Annotated in this window: 16 protein-coding genes; 2 read left to right on the top strand and 14 right to left on the bottom strand. The window is 44.7% G+C overall.

All coding sequences use genetic code 11. The features are described from left to right. Positions 1-27 precede the first annotated feature (27 nt). On the top strand, positions 28-666 hold the full coding sequence (locus tag ACEN82_RS11515) for a TetR/AcrR family transcriptional regulator (protein ID WP_413320665.1): 639 nt from the start codon (positions 28-30) through the stop codon (positions 664-666). 148 nt (positions 667-814) lie between these two features. Here ACEN82_RS11515 and ACEN82_RS11510 read toward each other — a convergent pair whose 3' ends face one another. The 5 genes from ACEN82_RS11510 to ACEN82_RS11490 all read right to left on the bottom strand — a co-directional run bounded on the left by ACEN82_RS11510 (position 815) and on the right by ACEN82_RS11490 (position 3,308). After that, positions 815-1,057, bottom strand: coding sequence for a hypothetical protein (locus tag ACEN82_RS11510; RefSeq protein WP_495644124.1), 243 nt, complete (start codon positions 1,055-1,057; stop codon positions 815-817). A 24-nt stretch (positions 1,058-1,081) separates the two neighbouring features. Beyond that, positions 1,082-1,351 (bottom strand): hypothetical protein, encoded by a 270-nt coding sequence (locus tag ACEN82_RS11505; protein ID WP_413320661.1) that lies wholly within the window; start codon positions 1,349-1,351, stop codon positions 1,082-1,084. 103 nt (positions 1,352-1,454) lie between these two features. Then, positions 1,455-1,829, bottom strand: a complete 375-nt coding sequence (locus ACEN82_RS11500; protein WP_413320659.1) for a hypothetical protein — start codon at positions 1,827-1,829, stop codon at positions 1,455-1,457. Positions 1,830-1,833: 4 nt separating this feature from the next. Beyond that, positions 1,834-2,907 carry a DUF932 domain-containing protein gene (locus tag ACEN82_RS11495; protein ID WP_413320658.1) on the bottom strand — a complete coding sequence of 358 codons (1,074 nt, stop codon included), beginning with the start codon at positions 2,905-2,907 and terminating at the stop codon, positions 1,834-1,836. Between the two features lie 38 nt (positions 2,908-2,945). Further along, a complete protein-coding gene (locus ACEN82_RS11490; protein WP_413320656.1) occupies positions 2,946-3,308 on the bottom strand; it encodes a single-stranded DNA-binding protein in 363 nt (120 codons plus the stop codon). A gap of 439 nt (positions 3,309-3,747) precedes the next feature. On the opposite strand from ACEN82_RS11490, the gene ACEN82_RS11485 reads away from it, so the two are divergent. After that, positions 3,748-4,134 carry a TraR/DksA family transcriptional regulator gene (locus ACEN82_RS11485; protein ID WP_413320654.1) on the top strand — a complete coding sequence of 129 codons (387 nt, stop codon included), beginning with the start codon at positions 3,748-3,750 and terminating at the stop codon, positions 4,132-4,134. Between the two features lie 40 nt (positions 4,135-4,174). Here ACEN82_RS11485 and ACEN82_RS11480 read toward each other — a convergent pair whose 3' ends face one another. The 9 genes from ACEN82_RS11480 to ACEN82_RS11440 form a co-directional block, all read right to left on the bottom strand. Further along, the gene (locus tag ACEN82_RS11480) at positions 4,175-5,374 is read right to left on the bottom strand and encodes a winged helix-turn-helix domain-containing protein (protein WP_413320652.1); all 1,200 of its coding nucleotides are present in this window, start codon (positions 5,372-5,374) and stop codon (positions 4,175-4,177) included. Positions 5,375-5,645: 271 nt separating this feature from the next. Then, the gene (locus tag ACEN82_RS11475; RefSeq protein ID WP_413320650.1) at positions 5,646-7,043 is read right to left on the bottom strand and encodes a 5-methylcytosine restriction system specificity protein McrC; all 1,398 of its coding nucleotides are present in this window, start codon (positions 7,041-7,043) and stop codon (positions 5,646-5,648) included. Position 7,044: 1 nt separating this feature from the next. Next, the gene (locus tag ACEN82_RS11470) at positions 7,045-8,712 is read right to left on the bottom strand and encodes an McrB family protein (RefSeq protein WP_413320648.1); all 1,668 of its coding nucleotides are present in this window, start codon (positions 8,710-8,712) and stop codon (positions 7,045-7,047) included. Beyond that, positions 8,702-9,325: an alpha-ketoglutarate-dependent dioxygenase AlkB family protein gene (locus tag ACEN82_RS11465; RefSeq protein ID WP_413320646.1), complete on the bottom strand. Its 624-nt coding sequence runs from the start codon at positions 9,323-9,325 to the stop codon at positions 8,702-8,704. The genes ACEN82_RS11470 and ACEN82_RS11465 overlap by 11 nt, the downstream gene beginning before the upstream one ends. Next, positions 9,325-11,223, bottom strand: a complete 1,899-nt coding sequence (locus ACEN82_RS11460; RefSeq protein ID WP_413320644.1) for a hypothetical protein — start codon at positions 11,221-11,223, stop codon at positions 9,325-9,327. The genes ACEN82_RS11465 and ACEN82_RS11460 overlap by 1 nt, the downstream gene beginning before the upstream one ends. Before the next feature lies 1 nt (position 11,224). After that, a complete protein-coding gene (locus ACEN82_RS11455; protein WP_413320643.1) occupies positions 11,225-11,905 on the bottom strand; it encodes a hypothetical protein in 681 nt (226 codons plus the stop codon). Positions 11,906-11,920: 15 nt separating this feature from the next. Beyond that, entirely contained in the window at positions 11,921-12,766 is an 846-nt protein-coding gene (locus ACEN82_RS11450) for a type II restriction endonuclease (protein WP_413320641.1), read from the bottom strand. A gap of 28 nt (positions 12,767-12,794) precedes the next feature. After that, the gene (locus ACEN82_RS11445; protein WP_413320639.1) at positions 12,795-13,883 is read right to left on the bottom strand and encodes a PD-(D/E)XK nuclease family protein; all 1,089 of its coding nucleotides are present in this window, start codon (positions 13,881-13,883) and stop codon (positions 12,795-12,797) included. Continuing rightward, positions 13,883-19,747 carry a DEAD/DEAH box helicase gene (locus ACEN82_RS11440; protein ID WP_413320637.1) on the bottom strand — a complete coding sequence of 1,955 codons (5,865 nt, stop codon included), beginning with the start codon at positions 19,745-19,747 and terminating at the stop codon, positions 13,883-13,885. The genes ACEN82_RS11445 and ACEN82_RS11440 overlap by 1 nt, the downstream gene beginning before the upstream one ends.

Here is a 19,747-nt window from a genome sequence, read left to right as displayed (position 1 = left end):
CAGACTATACCTAAACCTACGGTAACCATGAGAGACAAAGAACAAACCAAACGAAAGCTGATCAACGCGGTGGCCCAGGTCTTTAAGGACGAGGGACATGCCGGTCTGGGCGTTAACAAGATCGCCCGGCTGGCGGGTACCGATAAAAAACTGATCTATCGTTATTTCGGCAGTTTTGATCGACTGGTGGAAGCCTACGTGGTGGAAACGGACTACTGGATGCGGTTCGTCGACCAGCTGAACGAACTTAAGGTCCCGGAAAATATGGAGGAGATGAAGCGCTTATTGGGCCACGTGCTCAAAAATCAATTCCTCTATTTCTATGAGGATAAGGAGATGCAGCAGCTCATTTTCTGGGAACTGGCCGCTAAAAGCGACCTTATGCGCAGCATACACCAAACCAGGGAGGTCAAGGGACAGCAACTACTGGAGATGACGGACCGTTACCTGGAAAAAGGCAAAGTGAATTTCCGGGCGATCGCCGCCTTACTGGTAGGCGGCATCTACTACATGATCCTGCATACCCGGAACAACGGCAGTATGTTCTCTGATATCGACCTGTCGAAGCCGGATGGCCGTCACGATATACTGAATGCGATCGATGTGATCCTGGAGATGACCTTTAAGCGGTCGAACGGTTCGCCCGTTGAAGACGTCGCCAAATAAAGCGCCCCGTATTTTGCCCCCTGACCAGATCGACCAAGAAAATACGGGGCGAGATCCTCATGATTTTCCACAGGACGCTCATAGCATCCTACGCTCTCAGCGCTTATATCCTTTGATCTATTGATCTCCTGACCCTGAGTTAAATTTATCAGAGCACCCGGTTCTCGTCGGCCTGTCGGAGCATGATCTCTAGCGCTTCCTCGCGGGTCATGATATTACCTAGTTCCTTCATTGACCGCTCATCGCTGTAGATCCCGTTAGGGTCGTTCCACATCAGCCATTCCTGAATATCTTCCCTTGTCATTGCATTGGTCAACAATAACAATTGATCCTCGGATATTTGGGTGATATCCTGATAGAGATAGGAAGAATTTTTCCAGAAGCTCATCATTTAATAATTAACAGTGTCCCCTTTTCAGCGGTCATTCCATGATCTAATATAATTTTCCAGGTCTTCGCTTATCACAACCAGTTCATCCTTACGAATGGACTCGCGCGCTGCGGCATCCGGATCTTTTATATTACGCTGCAATTCTTTCAGATCTACCACCAGTATCTCGTCGTCGTCGGCATGGTCAACTGGATCTTCGGCTACAATATAGACCCGATCAGATTCCAGATCGGGAATATCAGAAACGATCTTACAGATCTGTCCGGGTCGGCTTGGTATTATTGAAAGGTCCATTTACAAATTTAAAAAAAGTAAGCGATTAATACCAGAGGCTTCCCTGGCTAATATGCAGGGAGCTCCTGGTAAGTCATTTATGTTTGAAGACAGGTGACCAGTATCAGCCGAAAAAAAGCTCAACGGCCGGTTTGAATTTTGGATCGGTCTGCTTATCCTGCGCGGTGTACTGCAATAAGGCATGTACTGTAAACAGGGCCATGAACCCACCGAACAACTGGTCAGCGAATACCGGCGCACTTTTGCGCAGGTCTTTGGGATATTTGGCCATGACCTTCTGCGTTTCTCTCGCCAGTTCGAACCACATTTCCACCCCGAACATTTGGTCCTTCCACTGTGCTGCGATCCGTTCCTGATCGCTCAGAACCTTTTCGGTCAACTCTCCGAGATACCCCAAGAACCGGGGTATCTCACTGCTGAGTAAGCTGTGCAAAAGCCTTGCTTTCTGCACATTGTTCAATATTTTCAATGGTTGCATAACGTTAGTTTTTAATAAAGTTCAAAGCATCTGCACCCTGACGGGCAAAGCTACCACAGAGGTCAAAAGCGATCTGCGCCCTTTGCTTGGCGGTGCCGTCCATGATGGACTTGAATTTGGCATCACGATCCTTGAAGCTGCGCACATTCTGATAGTAGCCCGTGATCGCATTGTAAGCACCGAACAAAGTACCTGCAGTAGTTTCCATCTGCTGGGTCGTATTCCCCATCGCGTAAGCATAAGTGTTGTCTACGATATTGGTATAGGTGGTTGATAGCTTATCGATCATTCCCAGTTCTAAATTGCTAACGACTTCCTTGTTCGGTGCCATGGCGACCTGAATCAGCTTTTTCACCTGCGCATCCGTGATGCGCACCTTCGCCCAGTGATTAAAAAGGTCCTCCAGTTCTTCCGCCATCACATGGGAAATACTCATTAAAGTATGCGCCTGTTTCAGCCGGTCATTTGCTGAAGCCGTATGCCTGATCTTGATCCCATTGGAATGGTTACGCATCGCGGCATTCAGCGTATTGTTGCACACGATCCGGGTCGGCGTAAAAGCGGCGGTAATACTGCCGAAACCGTCATGTGAAGTGGTCAGGAACAAATACTGCTCGATCAGATCCTGCTTACCTACTTTGATATATTCGGGCAGTTTAGCGGTGATAAATATGCGCTCCCCCTTACCCAATGCGCCTGCCGTTTCATACTTGATGCCGCTGCCACCGCCCACGATAGCATCGAAGAACTGGAAGGCATCCGCATTCTGCACTACCGCGTAATCCTTACCCACAACACCCAAAACCGCATCATTATCTGTCCGCACGGTGGCATAAAAGTCCGGAACCTCGATGGATGGAAAGGCCAGATCGGTATCGACGTTGTCCAGCCCCAGAGCCGCCCCGTTGGTAAACAGGGGCCGTTTCTCTACGAAATAATCCAAACTCGCGTACCTGATCGCCTCCGCGCTTGTCGGGTAATCCTCGACGATCTGCCCCAAGCCATGCCATGCCTTTTCTTTCACACTGAAAAAGCTGTGTTTCTCTGTTTGCCCGTTATAAAAAATGTTGTGTGCCATGATCTTAAATTTTAAATATTATTGATTGCTTGATTCTCTTATGCGGCTTGGTTCTTCCTGTTCGTTTTGGTCTTTGCCTTTTCCGCGTCGGCCTTGCGGGATGCACCTAATAAGGTGATCTCGTTGGTGTGAAAGTTCAGGCTCGCCATCGGCTCCCCGTCACGGCTTACCCACGGCCTTGCGCTGATGTGTCCGAATAGCTGCACCAATAAGCCTTTGGTCAGATAAGGCGCTACGGCATCCGAACGCCAGTAAGCGCAATCAATAAAGGTGGTGTCCTCTCTTTGCTCACCACCCGATACATACCGGCGGTTCACCGCAACCCTGAAATTGGTGACCGTTCTGTCTCCTTCAATGTTCCTTACGGCAGCATCTGCTACCAGTCTTCCTGTAATTTCCATGACCTTAAATTTTAAGTCGTTAAAAAATATTAATTAATTACGCAGCTTTCCCTTACCTCTGCGACCCTCCCGGATAGCTATTTTTCAAAAGAAAAAACGGTAAAAAAGAAAGTCAAAAGAGCGGTCGTAAAGGCGGAGCGGGAGAACTATAAGTCCCGGAGGGTGGCCGGAACAAGGTGGAGGACATTATGCGTTCGTACGAAACGGCTGACCGAGATTGACACCGCTTTTGTCCGTTTTCTTTGGAAAATAGCGTAAGCGTCAGCCTGCTTGAAGCAGTCCCTATTATTGTCAGGCAAATACGGAGAACCGTTTTTGCCTCAACACCGGAGGCTTTTGCAGCACGGCGAAAATGCCTTTAGGTGAATGATGATCATTTAATTAAAAAAGGTACTGCCAATTCTTGCCAACCTTTTTACAACTTGTTTGTTAGCGACAGATGCAAGAAGAAAACCCAATTAAAACCAAGTATAGCGATACCGAACTGAACGAATTCAGAGAACTGATCACCGAAAAAATAAAGATGGCACGGGAAGAACTAACCGAGCTGGCGGGGACCCTGAGTTCTTCCAATTCAAACGGGGATGATGCGGCTATTGCCGGCAAAACACTGGAGGACGGCTCGGCTACGATGGAGAAAGAGCAAACCAATCAACTGGCGGCACGTCAAAAGAAATTCATTGAGCAGTTGGAAGCAGCCTTAATGCGAATCGACAATAAAACTTATGGGATCTGCCGCACGACCGGAAAACTGATCCCGAAAGAACGCCTCCGCGCGGTACCGCATACCACACAAACCATGGAGGCCAAACTGAAACAGGCCTGAACCAAGGTACCATGAACCAAATGCATATAAACAGATCTACTTACTCCGAAAGCATGTGCCTGATGGCATCGATATAAGCGTTGTTATTCGTTTTAACGAAACGGATATCCCGGCACTGGTTGAACAGGACGAATGCTTTCAATGCTTCCACGAATTTACCGATAAGCTGGTCGTTCAAATTAACATCTTCAAAATACAGGTTATGAACGATCAGCATTTTTTGTTTCCGGTCGGCTTTGGCGTCCATCCGGGCAATAAAAGCATCACCGGCCAGTACCGGTAAAGAAAAGTAACCGAATTTTCGTTTAGGTGCAGGAACAAAACATTCGATCTGGTAATCGAAATCAAAGAAATCCTTTAAGCGGTGTCGAAAGACATTCAGGATATCAAACGGCGAAAGAATGAAAACATCACCTGCTATCTCTATGTCAACGGCCTGTTCGCTCAGCATATACAAAGGGGCGGTCTTCAGGCCATCTACCGTTACGCTTCTTAATTCGCCGTTGGCCACCATTTCCTCCAATACTTTTTTGACGAGGTTGCCCTTCACCCGACGTGCCCGCCAGGCGATCTCTTTCCCGTAAGCCACCCCGAGCCCGCCCAATGTCCGGCGGATGACATACCGGGCAAATTCTTCAGCGGATGGTGCGGTCTGATCCGTCTCTGCGGGAACCAGGTTTAATGGCAGATCATAGTTTTTTTTAAAGGTCTTGCTGCGCGTAACCATGAGTTTACCTTCTAAATAAAGTCTTTCCAGCGCTACTTTAGCCGGTCGCCAATCCCACCAGCCAGTACTCGCCTCTATGCGGTCATCATCGAAATCGCCCACGGTCAGCGGACCTTCTCTTTCCACCCGGTCGAGTACGTTACTCATCAGCCGTGACTCCGCTGGGCTAAGCGGCTTGCCGTTGTTGGCAAAACTTTCCTTGACTGGCAATGAATACCTAAAATCATGCATGGGGAGATAGCCCGCATCAGAAGTTAAATACTCGTAGACCAGTCCTTCTTCAACCAGTTCTGCCAGCCATTGCTTTTCATAATCCGGGATACGCGCGAACATAACCTGGTGATGGGCCCGTTCCACTACAAAGTTCGTATCCAGCTGAACGAAGCCGAGATGATCGATCACCCGGTAAACGGCATCTATGCCGGTGCCGAATTCCGCTTTACGCGCAAGCCCAGCTGCATGAACTACGATCTTGCGTATTTGTGTTTTAGTCAATTTTAGCATGTCGCTCATCAGATGGATAGAAACGATTAATATCGGAAATTAATTAAAAAATGCTTGCATTAACAGTTCCTGTGACATACAATTAACGACGTTTGAGCGCAACGAAGCCAAAAAAATCAACCAGAAAACATGATTGTATTTAAACAAGTCGTAAGTTCTCTGCTTGAGCACAAATTGGTTGAACCACCTTGTATCTCTGTTATCGACACTTTAGAATAAAAAAGTAACCAATGTTAAGTAAAGTCGAAAACGGATGTTTTATGAACTATGTTTTCGCCTCTTAAACTGATTCAATCGTGATTATTGATTTTGAAGATTTAAAGGACTGTTTGAAAATATTGTCCAATGCTGGCTGGTTAGCAATATTAGCAGCTACTTCGTAAAATACAACCCGGAAAGGAGTTTTTACACCTGCTATTTCCAATGTTTGTGAATCCAATGGTTGCAAAGATCCTGCGTGCAAGGGATAGACCACCCCGCATTCTACAATTTCGTACCCTGCCATGTACATAGATACGTAAGTCGCTATTTGGAACCTGTCCGCACGTTCGATACCTTTATCTTCCCGGTAACCATTAAAATGCTTGTATTTTACGTCGAAGATGCTTATTTTTTTATCACCGTGATCGATAATTATATCAGGGAATAGGTTATTATAGCCAATCCCATTGGGAATTGTATATTCTTCCTTATTTTTTCGAAACAGGGTAAATTTTTGCTGCAGCACTTTTCGGCAGTGGTGCTCAAAAAGCAGGGAAATATCAAATAGGAAAGCGTCGAAATCATTTTCTGGATTCCCAACGCTAGCGTATTTATTTTCTAAGTACATGAGCGAGAGCTTCACGACTTGTTCGTATTTTTTGTAAAAAGGGTTGCCTATTTTAAACCTCGCTAAACCCTGCGGGGAAACTTTGTTTAAACCAATACTGTCATATGCAGTTTTGATTGCAAAAATATCTTTAACTAAGGATGTATACTTTGATTTGTATACCTTATCCAAAGCCATCCAGATTGCGACATTAGCCAAGTTGTTATAACTATGTTCTTTGTAAGTGCAGGTAGTCTTACCGTCAAATGTTGCCTTTTTTAGCCACGCGTTGACATCGATTGAACCCCGTATATTTAATAAGCTGCCTGACTTCGTATCGTATGACTTGTATACGCCCAGCGAAAAGGCCTTTTTCAGTTGGAGCTTCCAATAATAAATAAAAATCCACTCGGCCATTCCCGGTTGCTTATCCATTGCTCCAAGGTTTTCCATCGACAAAAAACCACTCGTGCTAGCTATCATGTAAGCGAGGAATGCGTCACCGAACCTGCAGTTAATATTAAATGCCTGCCCCTTATAAACAATAGAACCAGCAATGTTACCGGTGAAAATTTTGGCACTTTCAAATTTGGAACCGAGTAAAGTAAAAATCGGTTGGTCGAGGTTGGCGTCAAATTCTTCATCAAACAAAAAGGGTTTGATACCAAGATCTCGCAATGTTTTCCCGGAAAACCGGTCACCGAGTTGCAAGATAAACGCGGTTACATCATGCTTGACCAAGCCCGGTTTATTATGCCTATACCAGTTATCTCCTATAAAATCTTGGGTAAAATCATCCACGAGGCTTAGCGGTTTACCCCGGTAATTATTATCCTTAATTTCCCGTCGAAAAAAATGCTGTGCTTTCAATTTAGCTCTCTTTTAAACCAAATTTCGAGGCCAATTCCGTCAACCTGGAAGCTACCATCGCATGGTCACCTAGTCCCCTATAATACTCTTCTAATAAAGGTTTAATAGCGTCGGACCATAAATAGGTCGAGATCTCTGTTTTACTATCGAACGTTCGTTCAATTGGCTTTAATTTCAATACATAAGCGTGGCCGATACGGTAATCCCTACCTAGTAAGGGGTCATCTTGTATAGCCTTATTTAAAGCTTCGAGCGCTGGTGCCAAGTCTTTTCCAAATTGCGGGAGCTGTTCGCGTATTATATCATAGGAAGGGTTTATTTCTTCCCAAGAAAAACGTCTTCTCATGGCAAAATCAAAACTATCTACCGAGCGGTCGATATTATTCATCGTGCCAATAACCAAGATATTTTGCGGGATAAAAAACCAATCTTCGTCACCGTCCATGTAAAAGCCCCCACCTTTGTTGCCTTTATTCAGGTAGGCATACTGCGTCTTTATTTTCCCGCTTAGCCCGCGGTATTCTAAGGAAAACATTAGTTCCCCGAAAACACGTGACAATTCAGCCCTGTTAATCTCGTCGATAATAAAAAAAGCTGGTTCAATTGCTTCTTGTAAAGTTATCTTCTCGCCTAATCCTGTAGTATCTACGCCAATTACTTGCCGCTGCTGGTCATTTAACTCCGAGAGGAAAATCGTGCTAAAATCATATTGCCTATCCCTGAAACGTTCAATGAAATCATTATCTTGGTATAGGGTAATTTCTTTCGCGCCGTGGGTTTTACAAAATTGCTTGAAAGTGCCCATTTGTAAACGCAGCCCATGTGTACCATCACTTGCAGGCCTGATCCCTTCCATGAAATCTTCGTAAGCGTATGATGGGTGGAACTGGACAGTTTCCACGTTGTAACCAGATTTAGATCTGTTCCCAACTTTTATTCTTTGTTCGTCGATGAAGCGTTCAGCGGTCCTTCGTGCCTTGAAAGTTTTACCAGTGCCAGGAGCACCGTAATAAACAATTGCTTTTTTTAGTGTTATCCTGTTTTCTAACATATATTGTAATTCCCAGTAAAACATTTGTTTTTTCGTGTCGTCACCTATTATCGCGTGCATCAAGTTATAGTGTTTTTCTATTACTGTAACACCCGGTATGTCGATGTCTAGTTTGTCTTTAATTGTACTTAGCCTTTGCCATAGGCGGTTTGGTGCGTCGGGTGATGCACATTCTGCAGGGAACAATGCCCGGAGAAAACGGTGTTTTACCGTCCCCGTATTATCCACGACAAGAGCGGCGATTTTGTCCAAGGCGTTATTGATTTCGGTTTCTGTTAAAATGCTAATTAATAAATTGATGTCGTGGTTCACCACCCGGGCAATTTGTTCCCGCCGTTCGTGGGTAATGAGTTGTAACTTAATGGTCGAAAGGCCATTATCGCTTTCGTATAAATATTGTTGCAAAAAGTCCCAAGTTGTCCCCATTTCGCCTTTCGACGCATCCTTGATAATTGCCTCGAAAGCTATTTTTGATCCATCAAAAGCCGGCAATGCCAATTCTTTTTTTACCAACTTTATGATGCTAGTATACTTGTTAATGTTGGCCTCCCAATGCCTAAACCTATAAGCATAATGCTTAACAAAATAATCAAAGTATAATTGAAGTTTATTTTCCATTATGATTAACTAGTCTAAACGTGAGGTTGATCCTTGTTCCTTTTGCCTTCATGGATTTTGCGATTTGGTGCTGCCAATTATGTTGAATATCACCTTTCATAACCAATATGGATCCGTTGTTTAGCATGATCGAATGCTTGATTTTAGGATTTTCTTTTTTTTTGAAATCAAAACGCCGCTCTTCCCCAAAATTTACGGATGCAATAAGTGGGTTCGTGCCCAGTTCCTTTTCATCATCGCTATGCCACGACATCGAGTCGTTACCATCCCGGTAGAGATTAAGCAATACACTGTTAAAACGTGTGCAGGCAAATGCCTCGGCCTTCGCTTTTATTTCCAGTAATGTGCTTGTCCATGGTAAAGAAATAAAGCTTGCTCCAGAATACCGGTAAGCGATACCTTCATCCCCGTACCAAGCGGTTAACCTTGGTGTTAGAACTCGCTTGCCATATAAAACCAAGGTTTCTTGTTTCCACTGGATCTCGTCTTTTAAATATTGGAATAGGCGGGAACTATCCGTACGATCGAATAAGGATGCTTTAAAATCCAGTAGCCCTTCCATTGCTCTCGGTATCGAGCCAGGCATGTTAAAAAAATCGAGTTGGTTTTCCATTAATCAAATCTTAAAATAAAAACACGCGTATACCTGGTTACATTATGTTGGCCCATCGCGCCTTGTGTATATTTATAAATTTTCCTGTAACCAATATCATTTGGTTGCACAATATCGACCAAGATGGCAATGTCTTTTGATACTAGCTGGTAAAAAGCATCAATCCGGGTCTTTCCATATGATGGAGAAGTACAAACAAATAAATTGTCACCTTTGAATGTTCCGTGTATATAGGCAGCTAATTGAACAAGGTCTATATCTTGGATATCAAGTATGTTTGAAAAACAGTGGATTTTAAGTGTATCCTCTAGGCCCGTTATATCTCCAGCTATAAGTCCACCCAGCAATTTAGGGACAATTTTCACAACAGGATTGTGGTTATTCTTTCCAAGAAGTAGGTTCAATAATACCATACCGCGCGCCGGGGCAATCGTGGATGGTTCTACGAGGGTGATATTTTCCACAACCGCATTTATTCCTTCTTTTGCTAAGAAATCCACAAGTATATTGGTAGCCAAAGCCTGGCCGCAGCCATAGTCAATAATTGATAGCGACAGCCCTTGGGAAAGTGGGGCTTTGCTAGCTTGGTAAGCATCTGCCAATTTATAATAGTGCATCGCACCATACGCTATAAAATAGGCCATTAATTGGTCCCCTGTGCTCAATACTGCTATCCCGCGCGATATCTGCGTGAATGTCTCCCTGCTAATCTTGTTTACATATTCCTGTATGCAATAAGCATAGTAACCATAGAAGGTAGGGGCATGTTGTAAGTGTGTTTTTATCTTTTCCGCAAAGGTTGATTTTTCTTCGAGGCTGAGCCGGGCTTGGCGAGTTGCTTCACCTTCTTCTGATCTCAAAAATCGATCGTGATCGTCGGGGTAAACTTTTAATAAGCTGGCTAATAATCTATCAACTTCCTCGTTGGCGATATAAAGCTCCCCATCGGAGTAAGCCTTAAACACACCTAGCGATACTAAGAAAGTACTAAAGCTACCAATCGCGAGGTTGTCATACCAACTATATGCTTCTATATCCTCGATAACAATAGTGTTCTTAGTAGCCAAACGTGCAAGGTGTTCCGAGATAATAGCCTTGCTCGGATCTTCGCCTTCGTTAAAGGCTTTGTAATAATCCGCGATGGGCAAATTGGCGATTTCGAATTCCCCTGTACCCATGCCTTCCAAGTACTCACCGAATTGCTCGGTCAAGTTGGCGCGTGCTACAAAAAAATAAACGACTTCGTTTGAGCTTAAATAAATTGCCCGCGATGTAAACAAGAATGCTAGCTTGCTAATCCTGTCGATTAAGCTTGGGTCGACATCGGCGACTGGTAACTTGGGGAGCAATTCCAAAAGCTTATTCAATCCAATTGACAAACTTTGTATGGAATCGACCGTATTCCAATAATGGTTCGGGTAACGCCATGCGCTAACTAAACTTTCAAAAAGCAACGGCAATCCCTGCTGGTATTTGCGTGATTCGATATAAATCCCTGCTACTACCATAGCCCTTAACGAACTATATTCGCCATGGAGTAAAGTAGCTGCATATGCCTGTGGGTCTCCCTGAGAATGCACTGCCGAGCCGTATATATCTTTAAGGTCCAATCCAGCCAACAAGCCGTCTCCAGCTAAAATTCCCGCCGTAAGCTGCAACTGTTCGTTCAAGGCACCGAGCTTCGCAAACTTGAGTAGGTCATCGAAATGAAAATCGCCTTTGCCAATTGCAGCTTCCAGTCGGCTAATTTCAACTGGGTCATGGTTTGGCCTAACACTATCAACAAACTGTGCTAGTAATTGCTCCTTGCTGAGGAATACCAACTCGTATTTTCGATAAATTAACCCGTTATTAAACGAGATGAGTTCGTCGATAAAAGATAAAACTATAGTGTCCATTTTAAAGAGGTGGCAAGGCTACCAAGTAACGATCTAGGTAAGCGTTTATAAAAGCTTGCTGCAAAAATTGGTTAACTACGCAATATTCATTAATAACTAATGGCAGGATATGTCCTTGCCCAATGGTTTTTTCCATTGCTGGTCCTGCTTCGATGTTCATCAATCCCCATGATGCCCAAGCTAAGAACGTTTCGAAAGCCATAACTTCCGCAGTGTATGCTCTTTCTAGTTGCGTAAGCGAACCCTTGTCCCCAGCGCCAGCTTTATTAACAAGGGTTTGAATAGCGACAACCGGCGGGTTCCCAGCTTGTAAAAGTTGGGCTATCGACGCTTCTAAAATCGGGATTACCTTTTGCTCGGCTTTTTGCTCGAAAGTGCGGGTAACATTATACGCAATTGGGTACAAGGCATCCTCCTCGAATGTCCCGTGGTGCAAAGCACTGTTAGCAAAAAGTTGTTTAAGGTTTAAATATTCCTGTTGTCCATTCGCTAAAAAGTGGTTTAAACCAAAAGATGCTGCCACGAGCGGCAGGTACGCGCCACCTTTAGCTTTAGCGTAATGAAGATTCAAAGCTACTTTGCCGGGGTACTCTCCTGGCTTGTACCTGTTGCGCCATAGTAATAATTTATTTTGTGTGATTTCGAATTGGGTGTTTAAAATGGTCCTGATTGCTGGTTTCATAATGGTATAGGTTTTTTATTTCCAAAAAGCTTTTAATGCACCCAATTCGGCAAACCAATCGTTATACGACATAACAGCAGCACTATCCTTTAAACGTTGATCTATCGCGGTTTCAAATATTACGAACTTTACGCCTTCACTTTTTGCTTCCAATAACTTCTGCGTTGTTAAGCTGCTCGGCCCCAATTTCAGGCCAAAATTAGCACTTCCAATCGCCGTGCAGGCCCTATTACGGGTATCGTTGGGCATCTGTGCAAATGTTAAACGGAAACGATCGTTAGAGGTAGTCTGGCAGGCAATGGCGCAGCAATTTTTGGGTTCGGCAAGGTAATTTGCGGCATCTGGGAAAAAGAAATCTAGCTTACAGCCGTTTGTCAATACAAACTCCCGTTGGAAATCAACACGGTAACGAAACCCATTTTTTTGTAATAGGTAATCGAGGTGGTGCATCAAGCTGGATCCCGAACGCGATACCCTGGACTGGCGGTTCGAGTCCGCCAGCGAAGAAGCAATTAAGTTAATGCCTTTTAAAGCTAAGGTAGGGTTGATCCCTGCGGCAACATCTAGTTTAAATTTGTCAAGTATTGCCCTAACGACGGGAAATTTACTTGGGTCCGCATCAATATCTGCAAATTCAAAGAAATTATCTACTAAAGCCTGTTGTTTTTGGAGGTACAATTCATACTCTACTTCTAACAGTTTTCCCAAAACTAAGTCGATGTCTGTATAGTCAAGTCCCAGTGTATCTACCGATACCTGCGCGAGCCTTGCCATCTCGACCGTTCTAGGGAGATGCCGCAACCTGACAATTTTTATTAACCCGGAATCCCCTTGTAACTCTTGTTTAACTTGTCTGTGCATATATTTTAAGCTACCTCGTTAGCAATTGCTAGTTATCATTTTTAATTAAGATAAAACTGGATTTTGTAACAACATAAAAATTGGTCAAACCGACCGGTATTTTTGTAGGGTCTTGGTAAAACAACCGCGCAAACGTAACGTAAATTAATTTACCTACAAGATTTCCCAAGTCATCGATTGGTGTAGTAGGACGATCAATTAGTAGCCGATCGCTGTTTTCCAAGGTCAGGGCAATATTACCTGAAGGATACTTCCGCACATCTTTAACAATGCCGCCTAGATCTTTGACTGTCGCCGGGCTGCTAACATCTTTAAAAGGGCAGCCGGCCCGGTAATTGCAAAACCGGCAATTCTCAACCGATGGATTAGCCAGAGTAGACGGGGGCTGGTTAAATGCGCCAAATACGTGGTCAATTTTTTGATTAACGACTGCAAGGTCAATTTCGGTAAACGGGACAAATACCGGTACCCCGTCAAATGATATTAATGTCAATTTTCCTGGGTAATTTCCGTAAATAGAATTTGCTAACCAAGCGTATAGATGCATTTGCTGTTGGTACGCTTTCTTGATTACGTTATCGCTTCCATTGTCCAACTCGGCATTGGCCTCGGCATCGAAAATTCCACCAGTTTTGTAATCCCTGATTTCGACCGGCTTTTCATTTTTTAAGATCAACAGGTCTGGCTTGCCGATAATTCTCCCGCAGCCGCTCGTGAGTGTTTCTTCGGTTAAAACCTTAAAGGATTGACCAGTTACCCTGCCCGGAACACTTCGTCTTTGTATAGACCTTTGTAAATTTTGCCATGTATTACTAAGAAAAACACCGTAATTATCGACATCGTATTTTAAAAATTGGTCCCCGTTGCTGGCATGGAAAGCCCACCGAGTCAAAAATTCTTCTTCATTGTTAATTAATTTATCACTAAAGTCTTCGTAAACTTTATGGACAAGTATACCTAGCCTTGCCGCCGGGAAGAGGCCAGCCAGGTAGGCACTATTATCATTGTTCGCATAAAGTCCGCGTAAAGGACAAGCAGCAACCCAGTTAAACGTCGATGGTGACAAATAGCCCGGGATCTTCTCTACTAAGGGATAAACTTCTTTTACTTCGATCATTACCAAGATTTACATTTAGCTGGTCGGCGTAGACCGTTGAACGTATCTATTGTCAACGTTTTACTACTAGCGCCCTTGCCCCTTAGTTCTTCTTCCAATGCTAACTTGGCTTTGCCAATCCAAGGTTCTTGCAACTTAGTGAAATCCCAAAGCGGGTGGATAATGATAACCGGGTGCCCCCCGGCGACAAATCCGTGCAGCTTTCCTTCATAATTACTCAACCCAATTCCCTGGAATGCATCACAAAGTGATTTTGCAATTTCGCCGGCTAGCCTTGGCCAATCCTTCATAGAAACGTGCTTTTCAAAAACCCCGTCTAAGCCACATAAAAAGTCTTGTTCCGTAAGTAGCTCCAGCCAAGCATAACCCAGTCGCCAATCTAGTAAACCGTGGTAACTCATATTCCTGAAGACCTTCAAGCACTTATAACACGCAGTTTCACATTCTTTGCCATGTTGTTCGCCTCTTATGTAAGTAAAATATTTATTGCTTGGGAATATGTCGCTATATATCCTTTTTCGAACAAGATCTTCGAAATTCTCGAAGGCCTTGCGTGTAAAACCCGAACCATTAGGCAACTCGTCCGCTAGCGCTATAACCGGGTAACCCGACGGCGATTTCCTCGTGTCAGCGATTTCAATCTCGGTCGGATCGACATCTAGGTCAACAGCGATGGCCCGTTGGATAAGGAACGCGGCGGAATAAACTGCTGATTTTACACCTGATGATTGTAAAGAACCATCAAACATGCCACCGTAAAGCCCTTTTATTATTTCTTTAGGCTCCAACCTAAAGATCTCCGTGGTCTTATTCGCGGCAAAAGAGGTAGTAACAGACCTACCGAGATTATCAACCCGGTCAAAGCCGCGTTTGATACTTACGTTACCTGAAATCCACTGGTCGGTTAATTCGTGGATATAACTATTCCCATTCTTTTGGGTAATGACCCTCACCGCCTTTTGCCTGCCCAAAGTGAAAAAATTATTGTCATTGGTGTTTACGCGCCAGGTGATGCCGGATGGTGAAAGCATTTTTTTATAATTATGCCCATCACCTGGAACTTCACCGCTCGATGGTAACGCGTATACTGGCGGGCGGGACGAGGAGACGTCGCTACCATCTTTGCTGTCCTTACCTTGTTCGAAATCTGTTCGGTAAGCTGCAGGTATAACCATCGGGAACCTGTCCGCATGTTTCCCACAGCTAGTACACTCGATAGTCTTTGGACTTTCCAAAGTCTCTACATCGAAATTAATTTCCACGCGTTCCGTGGAAAGGAAATTACAGCTGGGGCATCGTACCATGTAACCAGTATAGAGAAACGCCGGGGTATCGCCCATTTGGCTTGGCGCAAATGCTGGTGCACCAGAAAAACTTAATGGAGGTGTTATCCCAATGGCTGTAATGATTGCTTTATCCTTGGTCTTTTGGGAACCAGGAGAAAACTCTGATATGGCTAATGACTGGTCCCTATCAATACTCTGCATCTCCATGTTCCCAGTATTAAAACCATGGTAGAGTTCCTTTACACTGGAAGGCATCCCGAACATTGGAAGCATTCCCCCTTCAGCTAAACGGTCGGCGACCTCGGTACCCGGCAATCTATTGTCAAGCGCCTTGGCAGATACCTCTTTAAAGAATGAAGTATCACGTTCCGTGTCTAAATAATAAGTTTCAAATGCGCCCGGCCACTGGAAATTAGTGCCCACCGCCAACCGCACAAAGGCAGCCGCGATGCTGGCACCATTCTTTGATAAGAAATTTTTTAATGTTACGCCATTGCTTAACCATTGACCGGGTTCACCAAGTTCACCATGTGTACTACGGCTTTCCTCGAAACGCGCGAGGCTTTTACCTCTGAAAGCTTCGGAGAGCAAGTATTTATTTAGAACGCGTTTGAATATCCGTTCTTCGCCAACGCTAAGGGCCGGTGTAGGAGGTGGGTCCCCGGTAATTTCGGAAGGATTGTTAAAGTAATGTTCGTCGTGGCTTCGGCCCCTACAAAATGTCAAAACGGTGGAAAAAGCTTGACCTCGCCTACCAGCACGTCCCACCCTTTGCTGGTAGTTAAACCTTTGAGGCGGCATATTACCTAGCATTACTGCTTGTAAGGCACCTATATCAACCCCTACTTCGAGCGTTGTTGTCACGCTCAGCATGTCAATTGCCTTTGTCTTTTTAAAGCCCTCGTCGCTTAAAACCATATCCCTAAAATGTCTTTGCCGCAAGAACTGGTCATCTGTTTGGCCAGTCATTTCTTCGGTGTGAAGACGCAGTGGCTGTCTCTTTTCGTACTTGGCGTGGTAGGCAATGAAATTCTCCTTCCACAGGTTTGAAACGAGCTTGGTTGGCGAATTCAGGGGTTTGTTGCAAAAAGTACAATTCTTGGTCCCGGCATGTAAATGTGGTCGGAAACAATTTGAACATTCATAATAGGTTGCCTGCTCATCGTTGACCGGGTAAAGTCCAAGGCAAGAGGGATCTAAGTTCCCCTTGTTATCTAGCAAATGCGTATTTACCCCGTTGATATTGAAAGCAAGCGACCTCAAAAGGGCATAAACGGAATCTGCTGTATCATTATTCACCGCGATAAAATCTTTAACGGCTTTATTCCAATCTCCTAGCGTACCATCGGTTGGAAACTCGCTCCCTTGGTAGTAATAGTTATCACCAAGTTTTCGAATGTAAGCATGTATCTTATCTACACTTAGCTTTCGTTTCTTAGCTTCGTTGTATAACGCTGGGTGTAAACCAACATAAGCCAAGCCGCTTGCCTCTAACCCGAAATAAAGCGGTCCGAAGAGCGCTTGCACACATTCCTGCAAAACATCCTTATCAAGCCTTGTTATCCAATCGCGGCGATTGCCGTCGATTGTTAAATGGCCAGTTTCTCCTTTCACCAAGATCTTATCCCAATCATATTTTACATTGTCATCGTCATAAAATGATTGTTTGTTTCGATCGCAGCCACGAGGGTTAACACCTGTATCTATCAAAATTTGTTTGACCCCGCCTTCACCACTTGCCAATTCTGGGAGGCTAATACTATAAGGACTATTGGCAAGCGCTTCTAATTCTTCTTTTGCCGACTGTCGTTCAGTAGGTAGGGCATCCTCGTCCTCGATGTCCTTCGTTAACCGTCGTAGTTTATTGATAATTTCCAAGTTTGCTGGGTAGTTGACCCGGAGTTGGCCGAGAGTTGTGCCGTTAAGTTGTCCCGCGGCGTGCAGTTGGAAAATTTCCCTCGCGATTTCGTAGTTGTTTAAGGGTAAATCATTATATAGACCTTGGACAATAGCTTCCCTAACCAAGTCCGAGAAATGGAAGCGCTCGATACCGTTTGATAATTGCGCGGCATCCTCCCGGCTATCGGAGAAAAGCACTAGTTTCCTAGCATTACTGCCGCCTGGTAATTGGTAAAAAAGCTCCTTTGCTAATATTTCGGCCGTTTTGCTAAAGCCTGAACGGAATCCCCTAACTGGGCTTGTCCGCGATTTTCGTTTACTATAGTTACTCGAACAAGCAGGGCAAGTACAGGGAAGCGCTGGTTGTTCTATTAATTCCCCCTTGTCTAAACCATCTACAGATCGACCGATAAAGAATAATTTACCCCGCGTCCATTCGTCGAGTTTTAGCCTCGGCATGGACCGGGAAACGATCCCGGTAATTTTATTTAAAAAAGCAGCTTCCCAAGTACAAGAATAATCCTTGGTATAATTGATATCGATGTCCAGTCCCTTATTTTGTTCTCCTTCGGGCCAAAAAACAGTATATTCCCAATACTTTTTTCGCTCGACCATCGCTTGGGTACTTTTTTCAGGTATCCCCTCGATGTCTGGGCTAACCGTGATAATTTCCAACGTCCCGTTTTCATAAAGCCGGTTGCCGCCCAAAAAGGTTGTACCACAATTTTCACAATATAAGACATCGAATAAACGCTTGCCGGATTTATCAATAATACCGGGTTTTGCCGATAGCTTTCCCACCACCCGTCTCAAGTTAGGCGGGGTATCTTGCCGGCTTGAAAACCGGCTTTCGACGGTAGAAATGTCCGCGTTTGCCCATAAGCCTTCGACATTCCTAGCGAAGTAATGGAACCTGAGCCTTGGCAATTTTCCATCATCTTTTAATTTGAAAGTATCGATCAATCCTCTCAGGATAAACAATCCGCGCGCTGCATTTTTTAGCTGGGTAGCCGGTATGCCAGGGCCAAATATTTTTCCTGAAAAAGTCAGGTCATTACCCGAGGGGTTCCAAGCTTCTATCGCCCTAGGAGATTCCCCGAAAACCTCTTTAAACCGTTGGTTAATTCCCCAGCGGCTTAACCGCTCGACGATCCCGTTGCCCAGCTCTTCTTCGCTGGTGCCGGTAAAGGACAAGATTGCATTTATAAAACCTGCATTTTTGATATCTCCGCCCGACTCGTCGTAGGCCTTACTAATTAATTCAAATTGCGAAGCCGGGATTTCTTCTTTAGCAAACCCGGCTACCGGGATGTTTTGCCCTGTCAATATTTGATCTTTCTCGAAGGGTACACCAAAAAAGTCCTTTAAAAAATCTAAACTTTTCTTGTCTCCTGGGTTAAGGGAAGCGCTCGAAGCCAATATCCTGAGCTGTTCGCTAGCCGGGGTCAATCCTAGCCGTTCTAATAATACGCGGATAAGGTAAGCGACCTCTGTTCCCTGCGTGCCCCTATAAAGGTGCAGCTCATCGATCACAAGATGGAAAACATTGCTTTTTTTCCCGTTGCTGTCTTTTTCATCCAACCATGCTTTCGTTTGCTCGAAAACCAAGCTGTCAGCTTCGCGCATAAGCATTATGCTAAGCATGGAGAAATTCGTTACCAATATGTCTGGTGGCGTAACCTGCATATCAAAGCGCGTAAACATTTCTGCGCCATCTAATTGCGGGAAAAAATACCGACGTCCTTCGTCTTCCCCTTTATTTTCCACGAAGTATCGTGCTACTTTATCGAGGTCTTCTTCGAGTTTCCTGAGTTTTGTTCTTAAACGACCGACGATTTTCTGCCCGCGGGCTGTCTTCATATTGATCACTTCTTGTGAATCGCTGGCTTGGTCGATGATCGGGAGCAGGCCCGGGGACGGCGTACTACTGTTGTACCTACCGAAATAGATCCTGTTATAGGAATACCTGTCCCTGGCCGGGCCCGCTGCTTGGTTTTCAAAGAATCCCCGGGCCTCTTTCGAATCCAATGCAACCCTAAGCCGGGTCATCTGGTCCTCGACTAGGGCGTTCATAGGGTACAATATTAGGGCACGAACAGCTGGCGTCCTAGTTTCATGTCCACGCTGCATGGCGCCGGGTAGTAGGCGACCATTATCAAAATCAAGTATATCGGTATAGGTTTCGCCCCGGGAACGCCACCAGCGTTCCAACTTGTTATTGACCGGCAAGACTTCTTGCTGCCAATTTTTTGCTACTGCCTCCTTCGCTAAAGCTGCGAAGACGGGTAAAAGGAAAGCTTCTGTTTTTCCCGATCCCGTGCCGGAAGTGATGATACAATTCTTGCCTTGACCGCTTGCCATTTTCAGCATTTCAAATTGGTGCGCGTAGAGGTTGTTTTTCTCCGGGAAAAGACCTTTTCCTACCAAGGCTTTGAAATAGGCCAATTCTTGGTCATCCATCCCGGTACTCTCGCCATCCATATTACTAATATTATACTCCGAGGACAAGTAACTTGGAAGTGGCTCTACCCAAGGCTGGCGGTATAGCGTTCCATCCTCGTCAAGTAACAGCGCCCTTTCTTGTTCGAAAGAATCTTTGTACCGCGTGCTGAAGGCTGTTTTAATATAGCGCTTGTAATTTTCAATAATCGTATCAAAAGATTTGAGTGGATCTAACAT

It is taken from the genome of Mucilaginibacter sp. Mucisp73, assembly GCF_059491465.1.
Note: the sequence above shows the minus strand (reverse complement) of the source record. Positions and strands in the feature narration are given on the sequence as shown.

Coding starts and splice junctions, on each gene's coding strand:
- ACEN82_RS11445 (WP_413320639.1), bottom strand. CDS start 13,883: ATGATCGAAGTAAAAGAAGTTTATCCCTTAGTAGAGAAGATCCCGGGC.
- ACEN82_RS11500 (WP_413320659.1), bottom strand. CDS start 1,829: ATGCAACCATTGAAAATATTGAACAATGTGCAGAAAGCAAGGCTTTTG.
- ACEN82_RS11450 (WP_413320641.1), bottom strand. CDS start 12,766: ATGCACAGACAAGTTAAACAAGAGTTACAAGGGGATTCCGGGTTAATA.
- ACEN82_RS11505 (WP_413320661.1), bottom strand. CDS start 1,351: ATGGACCTTTCAATAATACCAAGCCGACCCGGACAGATCTGTAAGATC.
- ACEN82_RS11490 (WP_413320656.1), bottom strand. CDS start 3,308: ATGGAAATTACAGGAAGACTGGTAGCAGATGCTGCCGTAAGGAACATT.
- ACEN82_RS11460 (WP_413320644.1), bottom strand. CDS start 11,223: ATGGACACTATAGTTTTATCTTTTATCGACGAACTCATCTCGTTTAAT.
- ACEN82_RS11510 (WP_495644124.1), bottom strand. CDS start 1,057: ATGATGAGCTTCTGGAAAAATTCTTCCTATCTCTATCAGGATATCACC.
- ACEN82_RS11515 (WP_413320665.1), top strand. CDS start 28: ATGAGAGACAAAGAACAAACCAAACGAAAGCTGATCAACGCGGTGGCC.
- ACEN82_RS11485 (WP_413320654.1), top strand. CDS start 3,748: ATGCAAGAAGAAAACCCAATTAAAACCAAGTATAGCGATACCGAACTG.
- ACEN82_RS11480 (WP_413320652.1), bottom strand. CDS start 5,374: ATGAGCGACATGCTAAAATTGACTAAAACACAAATACGCAAGATCGTA.
- ACEN82_RS11440 (WP_413320637.1), bottom strand. CDS start 19,747: ATGTTAGATCCACTCAAATCTTTTGATACGATTATTGAAAATTACAAG.
- ACEN82_RS11465 (WP_413320646.1), bottom strand. CDS start 9,325: ATGGAAAACCAACTCGATTTTTTTAACATGCCTGGCTCGATACCGAGA.
- ACEN82_RS11470 (WP_413320648.1), bottom strand. CDS start 8,712: ATGGAAAATAAACTTCAATTATACTTTGATTATTTTGTTAAGCATTAT.
- ACEN82_RS11495 (WP_413320658.1), bottom strand. CDS start 2,907: ATGGCACACAACATTTTTTATAACGGGCAAACAGAGAAACACAGCTTT.
- ACEN82_RS11455 (WP_413320643.1), bottom strand. CDS start 11,905: ATGAAACCAGCAATCAGGACCATTTTAAACACCCAATTCGAAATCACA.